At 41.4% G+C, this 17,020-nt stretch carries 13 protein-coding genes; 6 read left to right on the top strand and 7 right to left on the bottom strand.

The features are described from left to right. The first annotated feature begins 31 nt into the window (after positions 1-31). Entirely contained in the window at positions 32-1,045 is a 1,014-nt protein-coding gene (locus B4Q04_RS12785) for a dipeptide epimerase (protein WP_088697043.1), read from the top strand. Further along, positions 1,042-2,085 (top strand): aminotransferase class I/II-fold pyridoxal phosphate-dependent enzyme, encoded by a 1,044-nt coding sequence (locus B4Q04_RS12780; protein ID WP_013991531.1) that lies wholly within the window; start codon positions 1,042-1,044, stop codon positions 2,083-2,085. The genes B4Q04_RS12785 and B4Q04_RS12780 overlap by 4 nt, the downstream gene beginning before the upstream one ends. Before the next feature lie 15 nt (positions 2,086-2,100). On the opposite strand, the gene B4Q04_RS12775 is transcribed toward B4Q04_RS12780, so the two are convergent. Both B4Q04_RS12775 and B4Q04_RS12770 read right to left on the bottom strand, forming a co-directional pair. Further along, the gene (locus tag B4Q04_RS12775) at positions 2,101-3,579 is read right to left on the bottom strand and encodes a SusD/RagB family nutrient-binding outer membrane lipoprotein (protein WP_013991532.1); all 1,479 of its coding nucleotides are present in this window, start codon (positions 3,577-3,579) and stop codon (positions 2,101-2,103) included. 11 nt (positions 3,580-3,590) lie between these two features. After that, a complete protein-coding gene (locus B4Q04_RS12770; protein WP_088697042.1) occupies positions 3,591-6,746 on the bottom strand; it encodes a SusC/RagA family TonB-linked outer membrane protein in 3,156 nt (1,051 codons plus the stop codon). Between the two features lie 268 nt (positions 6,747-7,014). Between B4Q04_RS12770 and B4Q04_RS12765 the strand changes: the two genes are divergently transcribed. Together B4Q04_RS12765 and B4Q04_RS12760 are read left to right on the top strand one after the other, a co-directional pair. Continuing rightward, positions 7,015-7,461 carry a hypothetical protein gene (locus B4Q04_RS12765; RefSeq protein WP_046287261.1) on the top strand — a complete coding sequence of 149 codons (447 nt, stop codon included), beginning with the start codon at positions 7,015-7,017 and terminating at the stop codon, positions 7,459-7,461. An 80-nt stretch (positions 7,462-7,541) separates the two neighbouring features. Further along, complete coding sequence (locus B4Q04_RS12760; RefSeq protein ID WP_088697041.1) at positions 7,542-7,988, top strand: hypothetical protein; 447 nt, start codon at positions 7,542-7,544, stop codon at positions 7,986-7,988. A 67-nt stretch (positions 7,989-8,055) separates the two neighbouring features. Here B4Q04_RS12760 and trxB read toward each other — a convergent pair whose 3' ends face one another. Further along, positions 8,056-9,021, bottom strand: coding sequence for a thioredoxin-disulfide reductase (gene trxB / locus B4Q04_RS12755; RefSeq protein ID WP_013991537.1), 966 nt, complete (start codon positions 9,019-9,021; stop codon positions 8,056-8,058). Positions 9,022-9,341: 320 nt separating this feature from the next. Continuing rightward, entirely contained in the window at positions 9,342-10,187 is an 846-nt protein-coding gene (locus B4Q04_RS12750) for a universal stress protein (protein WP_088697040.1), read from the bottom strand. A 261-nt stretch (positions 10,188-10,448) separates the two neighbouring features. Here B4Q04_RS12750 and B4Q04_RS12745 point away from each other — a divergent pair, with 261 nt between their 5' ends. Then, positions 10,449-11,153, top strand: coding sequence for a LytR/AlgR family response regulator transcription factor (locus B4Q04_RS12745; RefSeq protein ID WP_013991539.1), 705 nt, complete (start codon positions 10,449-10,451; stop codon positions 11,151-11,153). 56 nt (positions 11,154-11,209) lie between these two features. On the opposite strand, the gene galK is transcribed toward B4Q04_RS12745, so the two are convergent. The 3 genes from galK to B4Q04_RS12730 all read right to left on the bottom strand — a co-directional run bounded on the left by galK (position 11,210) and on the right by B4Q04_RS12730 (position 14,979). Continuing rightward, a complete protein-coding gene (galK, locus tag B4Q04_RS12740) occupies positions 11,210-12,340 on the bottom strand; it encodes a galactokinase (RefSeq protein WP_088697039.1) in 1,131 nt (376 codons plus the stop codon). 6 nt (positions 12,341-12,346) lie between these two features. Next, a complete protein-coding gene (locus tag B4Q04_RS12735) occupies positions 12,347-13,483 on the bottom strand; it encodes a formylglycine-generating enzyme family protein (protein ID WP_236631018.1) in 1,137 nt (378 codons plus the stop codon). 155 nt (positions 13,484-13,638) lie between these two features. Next, positions 13,639-14,979 (bottom strand): Gfo/Idh/MocA family protein, encoded by a 1,341-nt coding sequence (locus B4Q04_RS12730; protein WP_013991542.1) that lies wholly within the window; start codon positions 14,977-14,979, stop codon positions 13,639-13,641. Positions 14,980-15,479: 500 nt separating this feature from the next. Between B4Q04_RS12730 and B4Q04_RS12725 the strand changes: the two genes are divergently transcribed. Continuing rightward, positions 15,480-16,730: an MFS transporter gene (locus B4Q04_RS12725; protein ID WP_013991543.1), complete on the top strand. Its 1,251-nt coding sequence runs from the start codon at positions 15,480-15,482 to the stop codon at positions 16,728-16,730. The last annotated feature ends 290 nt before the right edge of the window (positions 16,731-17,020 follow it).

Raw genomic sequence — 17,020 nt, 5'->3', positions numbered from 1 at the left:
CTCTTTTTATATTAGTGGAAACAATTGGACCATGCAGTTAGATTTAAAAAAATACGTTTTAGCCCTAAAACACACCTTTAGTATTTCACGCGAATCACACGATTTTCAAGATACGCTTATCCTTAGTCTTTCCTTAGACGGAAAAACCGGTTATGGTGAAACCACATCAAACCCGTACTACAACATTACCGTTGAAAGCATGATGGCGGAAATTGAAACCATCCGAAAAGAAATAGAAGATTTCCACATCGATCACCCTGAAAACTTCCATGCTTTTTTGACAAGTAAAAAGCTATCCAATTTTGCGATCTGCGCGTTAGACCTTGCCGCTTGGGACCTTTATGGCAAATTACAAGGGAAGCCCCTTTATGACATATGGGGTACCGGCAACACTTCTTATCCAACCACGAATTATACCATAGGCATCGCCCCCGTTGAAAAAATGGTGGAAAAAATGAAAGAAATGCCATGGCCTATTTATAAGATCAAACTAGGGACCGAAGACGATGTTGCCATCGTTAAGGCCCTGCGCCAGCATACCGATGCCGTATTTCGAATAGACGCCAACTGTGCCTGGTCTGCCGACGAGACCATTGCCAATGCCCCATTACTCAAGGAGTTGGGCGTTGAGTTTCTTGAACAGCCCCTAAAGGCCGATGATTGGGACGGGATGCAAAAAGTGAAGCAACACAGCGTTCTCCCCGTTATTGCCGATGAAAGCTGTATCGTTGAAAGTGATGTAAAACAATGTGGGGACTATTTTAACGGCATCAACATCAAACTCACCAAATGCAGTGGCCTTACCCCTGCCCTACGTATGATACACGAAGCAAAACAAATGGGACTCAAGGTTATGGTGGGCTGTATGACGGAATCTACCGTGGGTATTTCCGCCATTGCCCAACTGGTTCCGCAACTGGACTTTGTAGATATGGACGGACCATTGCTACTCAAATCGGATATTGCCGACGGTGTAAAAATATTGCCTGACGGAAAGCTCATCTTTCCGCGATTGAACGGAACAGGAGTAAGCCTAAGGCCATGAACCACTATATAGATACATTTCCTGGAAGAAAAATCACCATTGACGGGGTTTCGCACCTCTATTTTGGAGGCACCTCATACTTGGGCCTTCAGACCGATGCCGATTTTCAGAAACTATTTATAAAAAATATCAAGAAGTATGGCACCAACTATGGGGCCTCCAGAAAATCGAATATCCGTTTATCGGTATTTGATAAAGCCGAAGCGTATTTAGCGGACTTAGTGGGCAGCGAAGCCTGTATCTCGTTGTCGTCGGGTTATTTGGCCGGTCAGTTTTTAGCCCAGGCCCTCAATACCAAAGCACATCAATTCTTCTATGCGCCCAACACCCATTCGGCCCTCTATCAGGAAAAAATCAAACCCTATACCACCTTTGCGGCATTGAACATTGCCGTTCGCGAGCATTTATCCTCTAGTAAGACGACTCCTGTAGTCTTTTTGGACGGTATCGATTTCTCTGGATGCAACTACCCCCATTTTGAAGCCTTGCAAGTTCTTCCTTTGGACAAAATTCTTTTAGTTGTCGATGACTCCCATGGATTGGGAATCGTAGGTAAAAATGGCGGAGGCGTCTATAGCATCTTGGCAAAACTGAATATCAAGGAACTTATCGTATGTGGATCTTTGGGCAAAGGCTTCGGTATTCAGGCAGGTGCCATTTTCGGCACTAAGGCGCGTCTAGCCGCTTTGGCCGACACCTCATTCTTCGGAGGGGCCAGTCCGGCTACCCCTGCGGCCATGGCCACACTATTGGAGGCCGATGGCCTATATGGTTTAAAAAGGAATCGTCTACAACGGAACATCGCCTATTTTTTGGACCATCTCAAAAAGCGAAAACAGTTCCATTTTATGCAGGACCATCCTGCCTTTACGTTTTCAAACGTTCAGTTGACCGAATACCTTGCCGCCCATAAAATTATAGTTACGAGTTTTCCCTATCCTGACAAAAACGCCCAGCTCATGAGCAGGATCGTTTTGAGTGCCGCACACAAAAAGAAGGATATCAAGCATCTATTGGAATGCGTTAATATCCTTCCTTAAAAATGTCAATTGTATTTAGTCTTTATCCCACCATACTGGATCGATAGGTGATTTTTTATTAGCCTGAACATTTTCTGGATTCCTAGTTTCTTCTTGATCAGGGTAAGATGCCCGAACAAACCAAGCCCCGGGGAATTCTGTTTCTGCATTATCTAACGGCAGTTCCAAATCTTTAAACACATCTGATGAAAAATCATATCTTCTAAAATCAACATATGTTTCTGCATTTAAAAAATTGGCAATATATTTTTCCTTCATAATGTGATGTAACATCAAATTAGTCTCCCCTACCGCAATAGCGCCATCTTCCAAGTATGCAGATCCATCAACGCCTAACTTATTCATATTAGCCTCAATACCCATCAAATAAGCCGTATAGGCATCAGCAGTAGAACCTAAACTTGTTTCTGTACCTCCGTTTACCAAAAATTCAGCTTCTGCCCTAATAAAGAGTGCTTCTGCATATGTAATTACACCAATAGGAGAATCTATCGAAGTATAAAAACCATCATCTGCGAAATCAGTATTTGCATCTTCTCCGTCAGATGAAATTCCTCCTCCACCACTTACATAACCTCTATAAGGGCTTCCTTCATCCCCTTCATTGTCCGCATACACAGGAAGGCGGGGGTCAAAGAGCAGCATGCCACTTTCAAAAGGATAGGAAGTTCCGTTCATGTAACTTACCAATTGATCACCAATCTTATCGTGTACATTACCGGTTCTCTCAGCTAAAACTTCTCGTGAATGCCAAGGGTTTATATTTCGCTCCTCAAAATTTATTTCAAAATCATCATCGTTGGATATGAAACCGTTTTTCAAACTCAGTAATGCCGCATTAGCAGCTTCTACTCCATTTACTTCTGTTAGATGCAAAGCATACCTTGCCTTTAACGTATAGGCTGCACGAAGCCATTTATCTGCATCGCCCCCATATACAATATCTCCAGTAGTAGGTAAAAATTCCGAAGCGTTTGCCTGGTCAAGGTCCGATATGGCATCACTCAAAAGCAGATTAATACTCGAATAAATAGATTCTTGTGAATCAAATACAGGTTTAAGGTTTTCTGTACCCTGAAAAGCTTCCGAATAAGGGATACTCCCATAACTATCCGTGGCCAGACCGAGATTAATAGCCGTCAATACCTTTGCAATTCCCCTAAAGTGATTAGACCCTGTTTCTTCAGCTTTGTTTAATATGGTCTTTATATTCGGCAAGGCGTATAAATATATATTACTCCATGTACTCCCTATTGATGTAGTACCGATTGTTGTTCCTCCTTGACCTGTAAAATACTGAGTATAATTACCAAAACTCCTTTCTGCATAATACTGCGCCATTACCGTATGATAAATAGCCGGGGCCAACAAATCGTTCATCCCCAATTGATCTTCGGTCGCAGAGCCGGACGGTACATTTACATCAAAATATTCATCGCTACAACCTAAGGCCAAAAAGGCTAACGATATGATAGATATATAAAACTTTTTCATCTGTTTTTTTTTTAGAATTCAAGGCTAAGGCCAAGTGAATAATTCTGCGTTAATGGAGTAGTCAAACCTGTAAAGCCGTAAATATTGCTTCCGGCGCTAAACTGGTTACTTTCGGGGTCGAACCCATCAAAAGGTGTCCACAATATGATGTTATTCGCACTAGCATTTACAGCTACTTTAGTCAATCCTATACGTCTAACAAATTCTTTAGGCATGTCATAAGAAACTCCAATATTTCGAAGTTTTACCCAAGAACCATCTTGCAGTAATACTTCTGAAGCCGCACTGTAGACCGAACTACTTCTATAAAAATCATCTGCATTAATTAAAGCTGGCTTCGTATTTGGTACAAAGCCACCACTTCCATCTGACACAACACCTTCTAGAATCTTTGTCTTATCACGGAATTCGGTTAACGCAAGGTTACCATTTCTGAGAGAATTTCTTAAACCACGGTCATATAAGTCCCCTCCTGCCTTATACTCAATCAAGAAGTTTAAACCAAAATTCTTGTATTTGAAATAATTGGACATAGACAATATGTAATCTGGAAATGCATTCCCTACGAGAACTTTTGCATTTTCGCCTTCAAAGTAATACCCAGAGTTCTCAGAACCTGTTACTACCCAGTATCCACTATCATCCACATAACGTTGCCCGTCAGGTGCCGTTTGAAACACCCAACCATATAAGGCTCCCAATTCATCACCGACTTTAGCTTTTCCCGTAATGAAATCATCATAAAATACAATCTCATCCAAATCTTCAGGTATAGCCGTTACTTCCCCTGCCGTTGTTGAAAAGTTGACGACTGATTCCCAATTAAAGGTTTCGCCACTGATAAGTTTTGCACTCAATAAAAACTCATGTCCCCATGTTTTATAATCTCCTGCATTTCTAATAACACTAGACAGACCCGAAGAATATGCCGAACCTACGGGAAATATCTGATCTCTTACTTTAGTGTTATAATAAGAATAATCAAGCCTTATGCGATTATCCCAAAAACGTAAATCGGCACCTACTTCCAAAGTATTGCTTCTCTCGGGAATAAGTTCAGTATCACCAAACTGAGTACTAGCCCTAAAGCCCCCGGCCCCACTAAAAGGAAAGTCACTGTCTTTTATAAAGTACTGTCCAATCTGTCCGAAGTTCGGACCTTTACCCACTTGTGCCCAAGAACCTCTTAGTTTTCCAAAAGTGAAGAATTTTCCTTCTGGATCCAATAGGTCGTTAAATAAATAAGATAGGCTTACCGATGGGTAAAAAAATGATCTGTTTTTTGGAGGCATAACCGAAATCCAGTCATTACGTCCGGTTACAGATAAAAACAGAACATCTTTATAACCAAATCTTAAATCTCCAAAAACACCCATATTTCTTAACTGAGTTACCGTTTTATCCCCAAAAAGATTAGTGGTATTACTAATTTCCTTGATACCAGGAAGATTCAATCCCTCCCCCCTGAGATAAGAGTAGTTTGTCTTGGTATCGGATAGTTGATGACCAACCGTAAGCGTAGATGAGAAATCTTCGGAAAAATCTTTAGTGAAAGTGGCTAACAAATTTGATTCGACCCCAGTAAAATTGATATTCTCATTTACCAAGAATCCGCCGATTTGAGAACCGGCATCTACATCCGGCGGTACAAAACGGTTACGAAGATCCGAGTAGTTATCTACCTGTACAGCATATGAAATATTAGCCCATTCCGCAGGGTTCCAATTTAACGTAATGTTACCTACCCATCTATTTACATCATCTTTCAGATTACTTGTTTCTGCAAGATATCTTGGATTATCCGCAATACCATCAGTATAATTTTTTTCGCTTCCATCAGGTAACAAATAATCATTTACATCAAAAGTTGCAGACCAGTAGGACAAGGCACTGTAAATAGATTTGTCCCCACCAGTTCCACGGGTCCCTCCTGAATTTGTAAAAGCGATTGAAGAATTTACATTAAACTTATCATTTACCTTATATCCTCCCTTAAAACGGAAATTAATTTTATCATAAGATGTATTTGGCTCAATGCCTTCATCACTACTTTTCCCAGCTGACAGATAATAATCAAGCTTATCCGTTGCCCCACTCAAATTAAAGTTAATCTGAGTATTTACTCCAGTTTTAAAAAAATCATAAGGGTCGTTGAAGCTATCATTGCTAAGGTCTATGACCGTTCCATCTTCCAAAGCAAAAGAATCATCGGTATAAGGAACTCCCCAAGAATAAAATGAAAAGCCCGCATAATAATTATAGCCGTTAGGTTGACTAGGGTCTTCAACCGCAGGTATTCTTGAGGTACGATGGCCTTCACGGTATGTAGTCTGCAAAGTTGGTGTTTTTCTAACCTCTCTAACTGTTGTAGATGCCGTTACCCCAACTTTGACCTTCCCTTGTCTTCCCTTTTTAGTAGTAATTACAATGGCTCCGTTAGAAGCTCGAATACCATATAAAGATGTCGCTGCGGCCCCCTTAAGCACATTGAAGCTTTCTATATCTTCGGGGTTAATATCCCCTGCCCTGTTCGAGAAAGAGAATTGTTCGTTACTACCTGAAGCATTAGAACCTGCACTAGGAAGTACATTACCCGCAAAGGTATCGTTGTTAAGCGCGATACCATCAACAATTATTAAAGGTTGGTTATCCCTACCAGGATTTACGGAAGTCACACCTCGTATCAAAATATCAACACCCCCACCTGCAGCCCCAGATGTTCGATTGATTTGGACACCGGCAACCCTACCCTGAAGGGTTTCCAAGGGGTTAACGTTTCCTGCCAGTGTTAACTCATCAGCATCAACTTTTTGTACAGCATAACCGAGGGTCTTCGTTTCCTTTTCCAAACCAAAAGCTGTTACTACAACCTCGCTCAATTGCTGTGCATCTTCTTCAAGAACTACATTAATAGTTTGATTACTACCGATTGTAACCCTCTTAGTTTTCATACCAATATATGAAAAGCTCAAAACATCACCTTGAGAAGCGGTTATTGTGTATTTTCCATCAAAATCCGTGGTTCCTCCCTTGTTCGTTCGTTCGACTACAATGGAGACTCCCGGTAACGGAACATTTTCTGCATCTGTGACGCTGCCCGAAATTGTTTGTCCGAAAGAAGTGTAAGAACACAAGAGGACAAACATTACTAGTGTAATATTTTTCATGTGTATTTAGAGTTAGTTTATCTAATAAAATTAGCGAATAATTAACAGACACTTAACGCTCCGAAGGAAAAATCACACTTCTGTAAAATAACTTCCTCTAATTATGAATATGCTGTTTTTATATTCTTTGAATTTTCAAACACATAATATGAAAGATTTTACCTACAGTATCAATATCTCAATTTTCTGTTACAAAAAATACGATTTTCCTAAAATTTGTTGTAACTTATTGGTACAAAACCGCTTATCCACCTAAAATAACACTACTATGAAACAGCTTATAGGATTGGCTCTAATGATGCTTCTGCTCATCTCAGCAACAAAGAACCCGAAGAACGTTCCCGAACTTCACCCAACGATAGAAGGTACTTGGGAATTGGTCAGCCGCTACAACTACGACGGTGAAAACGTTACCGATACACTCACCCCCGAAAAGGGATACCACCAGATCAAAATGTTCTATAACGGAAAAATCATGTGGACGCGCTATACCCCTAACAAAACGGTTGAATGGTTCGGCTATGGCTCTTACGAGACCACGGATAATTCCCTTATGGAAAAACTGGAATATATGTCGGCTTCCATGCGAAAAATAGCTAATCCCGATATGGTATGGCGTATGGAGCTTCAATTAAAGAACAACACCTATACCCAAATTTCATTGGATGAAGACGGAGGACGCATTGCTTCGGAAAATTACCGGAGAATAGATTAAACCCGATTCCTTTACGGACTGTTCGTTTTTACTGTCCGATATTACATACCCCTTGTTCAGTAACCTTAAAAACACTTGCCATGAAAAAATTAATCACGATACTCATCTTCTCGCTTTTAATGATTTCCGCCACCGAATACCATCCTACAGCAAACTTTCACCCTACAATTGAAGGTACATGGGAGTTGGTCAGTTTCTACAACTATGAAGACGGGGTAACCCCCTCCGACACCTTATTGATCGCCGATGGTTACCGCCAAATTAAAATGTATTACAACGGCAAAGTAATGTGGACCCGTTATGTACCCAATGATTCCGTCGAGTGGTTCGGCTATGGTTCTTACGAGACCACCGACAGTACCTTAACCGAAAAATTGGAATACATGTCCGCCTCTATGCGTAAGATCACCAATTCGGATATGCTATGGGATATGGAACTGCTACTGGAAAAAGACAGGTACAGCCAAATTTTCACGGACGAGGAAGGAAATAGAATCAATTCAGAAAACTACAAACGCCTCGATTAAACCATTGATGGCCACAAATAAAAAAAGCTGCGAAACGCAGCTTTTTTCTTATATTATATAAGGTATTCTACACTGTTTCCTGTGGGGTTTCAACCGTTGCCAGATAACGTTCCGCATCTAGTGCGGCCATACAGCCCGTACCTGCAGCGGTAACCGCTTGACGATATTCCTTATCTTGTGCATCACCACTAGCAAAAACACCTGGTTTATTGGTTTTGGTAGACTTTCCTTTGGTTATAATATAACCGGTTTCATCCATATCCAATTGCCCCTTGAATATATCGGTATTGGGTTTATGCCCGATGGCAATAAAGAGTCCCGTAATGGCAATATCCTCTTTTTCCCCTGTCTGATTATTCACCATACGCAACCCTTCGACCACTTGGTCACCTAACACTTCATCGACTTCGGTATTATACCTGATCTCGATATTTTTAATGCTTTGGACACGATGTTGCATAGCCTTAGAGGCCCGCATATGGTCTTTTCGGATCAACATGGTCACTTTATTACATATATTGGCCAGATACGAAGCTTCTTCGGCAGCGGTATCACCGGCACCAACAATTGCTACATCTTGACCCTTATAGAAAAACCCGTCACAAACGGCACAGGCAGAAACTCCCCCACCCCTTAGACGCTGCTCACTCGGTATGTTCAAATATTTGGCAGAGGCCCCGGTAGAAATAATAATGGTCTCCGCTTCTATAGTCTTACTATCATCGATGGTCACCTTGTGTATTCCTCCAACGGTATCGCTCAACTCAACCGCCGTGACCATACCTATACGAACCTCGGTTCCGAAACGTTCGGCCTGTTGCTGTAATTGGACCATCATACTTGGGCCGTCTATACCTTCTGGATACCCTGGAAAATTATCGACCTCCGTGGTAGTGGTCAATTGCCCTCCGGGCTCCATCCCTGTATATACCACTGGTTTCAAATCTGCACGGGCTGCATAAATAGCCGCGGTATAACCCGCAGGTCCCGATCCTATAATCAACGTTTTCAGCCTTTCTATTTTCTCAGACATAATCAAATACTCATTTTAGATAGTTAATGAACAAATGTAACTTTTTTGCAAAAAGCCTGTTGTAAAAGTTATCAAAAGTTTTGTGTATTGGTCGGTTTAGATTACAGTACTTACAAACCGCGATATAGTCAACTATAGTCGTGCCCCAAAGGTTCTGGACACTATTTTTACTGTTTGGTTTTTCACATAAAAATTGTTCAAAAACCAAATTTCTAACGCATAACGTCCTCAATCTTCCGGATAAAATCCATACTTTCAGAGGAACGGTCCTAGGTAGCCTAGGCCATAATCGACAAATCTATACGGAAAGATACAATGGACTATTCCTCTACCGGAACGACCATAAAAGGAATGTCTACGCAAAAACTAACTTTTTTGATTACAGGTTCATGGGTTAGTTTCTCTATAAAGTCGTGATTGTATTTGAACATCGTCAACAAATCGATGTCCAATTCCTTTAAAAATACCTGAATACCTTTTGTTTTGTTTCCAAAATTGGGCATCCAATGAAAAGAGGGCTTGAATTCTTCCAAATAGGTCTCCAAAGTGTTCCTATTCGATTCTTGAAGACGGTTCAAGCGTTCTTCTTCGAATATGTGCATGATATGCATGGATGCACCAAAGCGAGAAAGTACCTGCTTTATGGGGTCTAGAATATCGGCAGAGAAGTTTCTCTTGTAATTGGTTACAAAAGCAACATTTTTAACCAATTGATAGGTATATCCGTTCGGAACGATCAGCATTGGACAAGTGGCCTCTTTTAATACGTCAACCGTTTTTGTACCTAAAAATGTCGCTTTTGCCCCTGTCGCGCCCTGGGTCCCCATCACAATTATATCTATCTGCTCATTTAGGACCATTTTTTGCACTTCCGCTCCCAAGGATTCAAATGCCACATGGGTCACAAACTGGTGACTAAGATTGGTATCGTCACTTTCCAATTCTTCACTTAGCTCGTTTATTTCACTTTCGGCCTCTACCTTCCAAGTATCGCCCAAGCCAATTTGACCCGGTGAGCCGAGAATATAATCGATCCGCTGAGCTGCCGGAGTATAGGTATGCAACAAATAAAAAGTGCAGGCAACATCTTTATAGAAATGCAAGGCATAACGAATTGCATTTTTTGAGTTTTCGGAAAAATCTGTCGGTAATAGAACTTTGAGCATAGTTTCTTGTTTATAGGAATAAAATTATGGCATTCTAAATATCTAAAACATGACTTCTATCAGTTTTACCCTACATATAGATAAATTTATTCCCAAAATACGTAATGATTTGCTATAGATTCGTCAATAAAATATTAAACTCTATATTTGCAAAAGCTTACCTATATTTTTATATGGCCCCACAACTGTAAAAAAAGGTGATTAGTTTAATGAATATTTAACCTCTTTAAGAAGTTATACTTTTTAAATAATCCTCTGATTATGAACTCCGTAAAATTAACGTGTGTAGTTATCGACGATTCGAAGACTCAGCGTACCGCAGTTGCCCAACTTATCAAAAACCACATTAACCTGCGTTTTTTGGCCGATTATAAAAATGCAATAGAGGCTCAGAAGCATATGGAAAAAAACGAGGTCGACCTTGTTTTTCTCGATATAGAAATGCCGCTTGTAAATGGTTTTCAATTCATAGAATCGCTTGAAAACAGGCCCCAGATTATTCTTATTACGGGCAAAGCCGAATATGCCATGCAAGCTTTTGATTACGATGTTACCGATTATCTTCTTAAACCTATTTCCCAAGGCCGTTTTAATATTGCCATAAAGAAGGCTATACAGAACAAGGTTGTTCCTATGGAAAAGGAAGAAGATTTTATTTTTGTGAACAGTAAACTAAAAAAGGTAAAACTACTCTTAAGCGATATTAAATGGGTAGAAGGGTTGGGCGATTACATTAAAGTAGTTACCGATGACGAGAACATTTTGATCTTATCGACCATGAAGGCCTTTATCGACAAATTGCCCGAAGACCAATTCCTTAGGGTACACAAGTCGTATATCATTAACCTAAACAAGGTTGAGAAGTTCAACGGTTCACAAGTTGAAGTATGCGGACACTCCATTCCGTTGAGCAGACACAAAAAATTGGCCTTGGAAGAGGCCCTTATGAACAGTACGGTACAATAACCGTCTCTTCCGCACTAAAAATAAAAAAGGTCGATTTTAATAAATCGACCTTTTTATTAGTTGATAATATGGGTACCCCCACTTGGCTGTACTTCAAAAGCTTCCAAGTCAATATCGAATTTCTCTTTATAGGCCTTGGCGGCTTGGGTGACAAAATCGTCGACGGCATCCCCGTGAACGATATTCAATGTACATCCACCGAAACCTCCACCGGTCTGCCTTGCTCCCAAAACTTTAGGGTTGTCTTTTGAAAAATCGACCAAAAAGTCAGATTCGGGGCAGCTTACTTCATATGCTTTGCTAATGCCTTCATGGGCACGATAGAGAATTTGACCGACTTCATCGAGGTTGTTTTTCTTCAATGCATCGACCATGGCCAAAACCCTGTCGTTTTCCTTAACAATAAAAGAACAACGTTTGTATACGGTTTCGCTCATTCCCTCTTTGCTGGAAAGCAACATTTCTTCATTCACGTCTCTCAAGGATTTCACCTCGGGATATTTCTTTTGAATAACACTTACCCCTTCTTCGCATTCTTTTTTACGCGTATTATACTCGCTCGAAGCCAAATTGTGCGAGACCTTGGTATTAAGGAGTATGATTTTATACGGATTCAGGTCTATTGGAATATGCTTATAGTCCAAGGAACGACAATCCAATAAAATTACGTTGCCGGCCTCGCTCATTACAGAGGCAAATTGGTCCATTATACCACATTGTGTTCCCACATAAGTATGCTCCGCCGTTTGCGAGAGCTGAACCATTTCAATTTTTGAAAGTCCAAGATCAAAGATCTCGTTCAGACCAAAAGCCAGACCACATTCTAAAGCAGCGGAAGAACTGAGTCCGGAACCTGTAGGCAAATTACTCTCTACCACACAATCGAAACCCCTCACCTTATCGGTTCTCTTTGAAATTTCGTTGAGCACCCCCAGAATATAGTTCTCCCACTCTATCTTGCTAACGGCAATGGCGTTCAAATCTATTTCAAAACCGGTATCGTAAGTCTTGCTATAAACACGACATTCGTTATCGGAGCCGTTCTTTTTAAAACTGAAGGTAATGTTCTTTTCTATTGCCGTTGGCAAAACATAGCCCATGTTATAATCGGTATGTTCGCCAATAAGGTTTATCCTACCCGGCGATGACACCACCAATTCGGGCGTAAAGTGTTCTAAAAATTGCATAAAAAATTATTTTTTTGAATTGCGGATCATATCAGGGGTAGCAACGGTTCTAAAGCCCAAATGTTCCAAGGAAGAATCTAGGCTCGTAGCCATTCTAGACGAAACCCTATAACTCGCGCAATAACTGGCATTGCACAGAAAAGAACCGCCTTTCATTACTTTTTCCCTGGCATAGGGATCTCTTTCGTTATAGGCCTGATCCGCTCCCAATGGGTTTTTGGCCACAGGGAAGGTCGTACTCAGTTCTTTGTAGTAATTGGTATTGTACCAATCGTTGGTCCATTCCCAAACATTTCCAGCCATATCATATAGCCCAAAATCATTTGCGGGATACGACTTAACGGGTGCCCGAAGGCCGAAACCATCGGTCTCGACATTGGTTACGGGAAATTCCCCTTCCCAAGTATTCGCCTTATCCGATAATTTAGCGTCCTCATCGCCCCAGAAATAAATAGTGTTCAAATGGTTGCCACGAGCAGCGCGCTCCCATTCGGCCTCGGTAGGCAAACGTCTATTGGCCCACTCACAATAGGCCAGGGCATCTTCATATGCAATATGTACTACAGGATAGTTTCCTTTGCCCTTAATGGAACTGCCTGGGCCATTGGGGTTTTTCCAATTTGCCCCTATCGTCCAACTCCACCATTGTGAAAAATCGTAAAGATTGGGCACGGAACTTTTTGCCTGTTTAAAGGTCAGGGAACCAGGCTGCATAATACTATCATGGGGTTTGGGCGTACCTTCAGGAAGCTGTTTTTTCATCTCTTCCCAATCGATCTCACGCTCTGCCACCGTTTTATAGCCTGTTTCATCCACGAATTTTTGAAATTCATCGTTGGTCACCTCGGTAATATCCATAAAGAAACCGTCTACCGCTACTTTATGGGCAGGTTTTTCGTGATCCATAGCCGCCTTATCTTGCGGTACTGCACCTTGAGAGAACACGGCTCCGGGTATCCACACCATTCCTTCGGGAGCGCTAACATCTTCCGGCATTTCCTTGACTACCGTAGTATCGACCTCCACTGCCTTGGGCGCCTCCACTGTTTCGGTAGACACTGTTGCTTCCTCCTTGTTCTTCTTTTCTTCCTTACATCCTATTAACAAACAAAAAATGGCAAGGGGAATATAACTCTTAATCATATTGTACATAATTCTATTTCAAAAATGGATAACAAAGTTAAACCTATTTTTTTGGTATAGCATCATAATAAGGCCCAGCTGTTTTTTTTAAAACGGAAGCAAAAAAATGTCCCTATTATTAACAGGGACATCCTTATTTTGTGTTATCTGTAAATTTATATCACTACAGTTTCACCCGGCTTTGGTATGTTATACGTACCATCGGCATTGGGTTGCACCGGTGCTGGGGAATCCCAACTTAGTTCATCTGGGGCCAAATCGATATTGGACTGCATGGCTTCATCCCATTTAATGACTTTTCCAGAGTAAGTGGCCATTCTACCCATTATGGCGCTCATAGTACTCTTTGCCCCATTTTCGGCATCGGCTATGACCCCTCCGTTTCTAATCGATTCAAAAAGTTTGATATGCTCTACTTGGTATGGATTCGGGTCGTCTTTTCCCCTATGTTCGAATATAGAACCACCGCTATAGTCTTTTAAGATGGCCGTATCCCCTTTGGTATAGACCGTACCCTTGGTTCCCTGAAAGAATTCGGAAACCTTGCTCATAGTCTCGGGCTGGTGGCGGCACTGACTTGCGATGACCGCTCCACTAGGGTAGGTATACTCTACAAAATGGTGGTCGAAAATTTCACCATGGTCTTTTCCTTTACGTACCTGTCTACCGCCCATACCCTGTGCTGAAATGGGGTATTCACCGATAAACCAGTTGGCTACGTCAATATTATGGATGTGCTGCTCTAAAATATGGTCTCCACATAACCAATTAAAGTAGTACCAATTGCGCATTTGATATTCAAGTTCAGTTTGCCCAGGCTGTCGCTCACGAACCCAAACACCACCACTGTTCCAGTATACTTGTCCAGAAACAATTTTACCGATAGCATCTTTATTAAGATGTTCTAGAGCCGCCAAATAACTGTCTTGATAGTGTCTTTGAAGACCGACCACTACATTCAATTTGTTTTCTTTTGCCTTTTTTGCCGCAGCCAATACCTTACGTACGCCGGGTACATCGGTAGCTACAGGCTTTTCCATAAACACGTGCTTCCCATTGTTTACGGCATATTCAAAGTGCTGAGGACGAAAACCCGGTGGCGTCGCCAAAATGACTACATCGGCCAAATCGATCGCCTTGGTGGCCGCATCGAAACCAACGAATTGGTTCTTTTCCTTTACATTGATTTTTTTGGTCTCGCCCATGGCCTTGGAAATATTCGCCAAACTGCCTTTTAAGCGGTCTTCAAAGGCATCGGCCATAGCCACAAGCTCTATATTGTCATCGGCGGTCAAAGCCTGTACCGCGGCGCCAGTACCCCTGCCACCACAACCGACCAGTGCCAGTTTTAATTTTTTATCCCCTAATACATTTGCCATACCGCTCATCTGCAGGTTGGGCAACAACATGGCCCCTCCGGTAAAAAGGGCGGTGTTCTTTACGAAATCTCTTCTTGATTTTTTGGTCATACTGGTTTTGGTCTTGTCTGTTTTCATTTCCTGAATATTTCTGAATTAACTACAATGCGAAACACAAATGCAATGCTTGGTGAATATAAAAATAATATGGCAAACAAATGCCCCATCATTTACATAATCGCCAAATAAAATAAAGCCAAACCATCAAAAAATTAAAATATTGTTAGTTTTTTAAACGTAATACGAAGCCCTTTTTTATACATGGCCCATACTACGTCAAGTATACTTAAACTAAGGGTTCGGGACGTATTTGAACTTAAAGCCTTGACATTTGGAACTTTGAAGATAGCAAAGGTTTTAATAATAAGTGTATATTTAACACAAAAATTAAGCCCCTAAAGAACTTTAAAACCCAAAACATCCCTTTATATGGAGATGAGGGAGACTTGTTAAAATCGCTTTTTTTTTATCAATTACATATTTTTAATTTATCTTTCGTTTCGATTTTCGTAAAAAAATGTTTGATTAAAATTACTTTTACCAATCTGATCATATAAAAAACAACAAACCAATATCATATGGAAACAACAACGAACGGAATGGCCTCAAACGCCAATAGACTTTTTTACGGTAGCTGCTTTGCTCTGATCACCACCGCATTCTCTTTTAGTATCAGGGCGGGTATTCTCCCCCAATTAGGGGAAGAACTAAGCCTTAGTGGTGAGCAACTAGGTTTTATCAATTCGATGTGGTTTTTAGGATTTCCCCTGTCTATGGTTATCGGAGGGCTTATTTATCACAAGGTAGGAGGAAAAGCCATTATGCAGTTCGCATTCTTCGCCCATGCACTAGGTATTATATTGACGATTTATTCAGGAAGCTATATTGGCCTATTGATCTCTACCCTATTAATAGGTTTGGGCAACGGATGTACCGAAGCTGCCTGTAACCCCATGATAGCCGATGCCTATCAAGGAAACAGGATGAGCACCATGATGAACCGTTTTCATATGTGGTTTCCAGGGGGTATTGCCATTGGTAGTCTTATTTCAAGTTTTATGACCGATATGCATTTTGGCTGGCAAACCCAAATCTGGTTGATCCTTGTACCCACACTTGTCTATGCCTATTTGTTCTTCGGACAATCATGGCCCAAAGCCAAAGTCGAAGAAGCGGCCACTCTCGGTGGAAACTTCAAGGCTATGCTTTCTCCCTTGTTCCTCTTTATGGTCGCCTGTATGGCCCTAACCGCTATTTCAGAATTCGGGCCTAACCAATGGGTAGGATTGATCCTCTCTAAAAGTGGGGCCAACCCAATGATCATATTGGCATTGACGGCGGGTCTTATGGCCGTTGCCCGTTTCTTTGGAGGTGATATGGTAAAACAATTCAACCAGACCGGGGTACTTTTAGGTTCTGCGGTCTTAGCTACCCTCGGCATCTACTTATTCAGTACGCAAACAGGGGCAATGGCCTATGTTGCCGCCATCTTTTTTGCCTTAGGCGTTGCCTATTTCTGGCCGAACATGATCGGTTTCGTAGCCGACAAAATACCAAAAAGTGGTGCCTTGGGACTTTCGATTCTCGGTGCCGTAGGTATGTTCTCCAGTTCTATATTTCAACCTATCATCGGTGGATGGATTGATGCCGATAAGGCCAAAGCAGCAGCTCAAGGCTTTACCGGTGACGAACTGGAATTGGTTTCCGGCCAAGCTACCCTATTGACCATGACGATATTTCCCGGTATTCTCATTGTGCTCTTTACCATTCTCTATTTTTGGATGAAAAGCAAAAAGGAGGACAAAGTAGAAGCCGAAGTGGCATCATAATCCTATATATACTTATTGAAAATGAAAAGCCCGTAGAAACGGGCTTTTTTTATACCCCTTCCCCACCTGATTCACGCCCCCACACTACGATCTCAACAGCCATCCCTATCACCAAATACGATACCCCCTACTCCTCCTCCTTCAATGCATTACACTATGGTTTCATTTGGATTGACCCACAGTTCGTTTTGTATTGGAAAGCTTGATTACAAGCCTATACCCCATTTTAAACCAATTATCAGATTTTCGATTTTCTTATTCACTTTTCATTGAATTCATTACCACACCCC

The organism is Zobellia sp. OII3 (assembly GCF_002211465.1).
In the GTDB taxonomy this organism is placed as follows: Bacteria; Bacteroidota; Bacteroidia; order Flavobacteriales; family Flavobacteriaceae; genus Zobellia; species Zobellia galactanivorans.
Note: the sequence above shows the minus strand (reverse complement) of the source record. Positions and strands in the feature narration are given on the sequence as shown.

Bases quoted from the DNA above. Each gene is read 5' to 3' on its own strand.
- B4Q04_RS12785 (WP_088697043.1), top strand. From the start codon at position 32: ATGCAGTTAGATTTAAAAAAATACGTTTTAGCCCTAAAACACACCTTT.
- B4Q04_RS12780 (WP_013991531.1), top strand. From the start codon at position 1,042: ATGAACCACTATATAGATACATTTCCTGGAAGAAAAATCACCATTGAC.
- B4Q04_RS12775 (WP_013991532.1), bottom strand. From the start codon at position 3,579: ATGAAAAAGTTTTATATATCTATCATATCGTTAGCCTTTTTGGCCTTA.
- B4Q04_RS12770 (WP_088697042.1), bottom strand. From the start codon at position 6,746: ATGAAAAATATTACACTAGTAATGTTTGTCCTCTTGTGTTCTTACACT.
- B4Q04_RS12765 (WP_046287261.1), top strand. From the start codon at position 7,015: ATGAAACAGCTTATAGGATTGGCTCTAATGATGCTTCTGCTCATCTCA.
- B4Q04_RS12760 (WP_088697041.1), top strand. From the start codon at position 7,542: ATGAAAAAATTAATCACGATACTCATCTTCTCGCTTTTAATGATTTCC.
- trxB (WP_013991537.1), bottom strand. From the start codon at position 9,021: ATGTCTGAGAAAATAGAAAGGCTGAAAACGTTGATTATAGGATCGGGA.
- B4Q04_RS12750 (WP_088697040.1), bottom strand. From the start codon at position 10,187: ATGCTCAAAGTTCTATTACCGACAGATTTTTCCGAAAACTCAAAAAAT.
- B4Q04_RS12745 (WP_013991539.1), top strand. From the start codon at position 10,449: ATGAACTCCGTAAAATTAACGTGTGTAGTTATCGACGATTCGAAGACT.
- galK (WP_088697039.1), bottom strand. From the start codon at position 12,340: ATGCAATTTTTAGAACACTTTACGCCCGAATTGGTGGTGTCATCGCCG.
- B4Q04_RS12735 (WP_236631018.1), bottom strand. From the start codon at position 13,483: ATGATTAAGAGTTATATTCCCCTTGCCATTTTTTGTTTGTTAATAGGA.
- B4Q04_RS12730 (WP_013991542.1), bottom strand. From the start codon at position 14,979: ATGAAAACAGACAAGACCAAAACCAGTATGACCAAAAAATCAAGAAGA.
- B4Q04_RS12725 (WP_013991543.1), top strand. From the start codon at position 15,480: ATGGAAACAACAACGAACGGAATGGCCTCAAACGCCAATAGACTTTTT.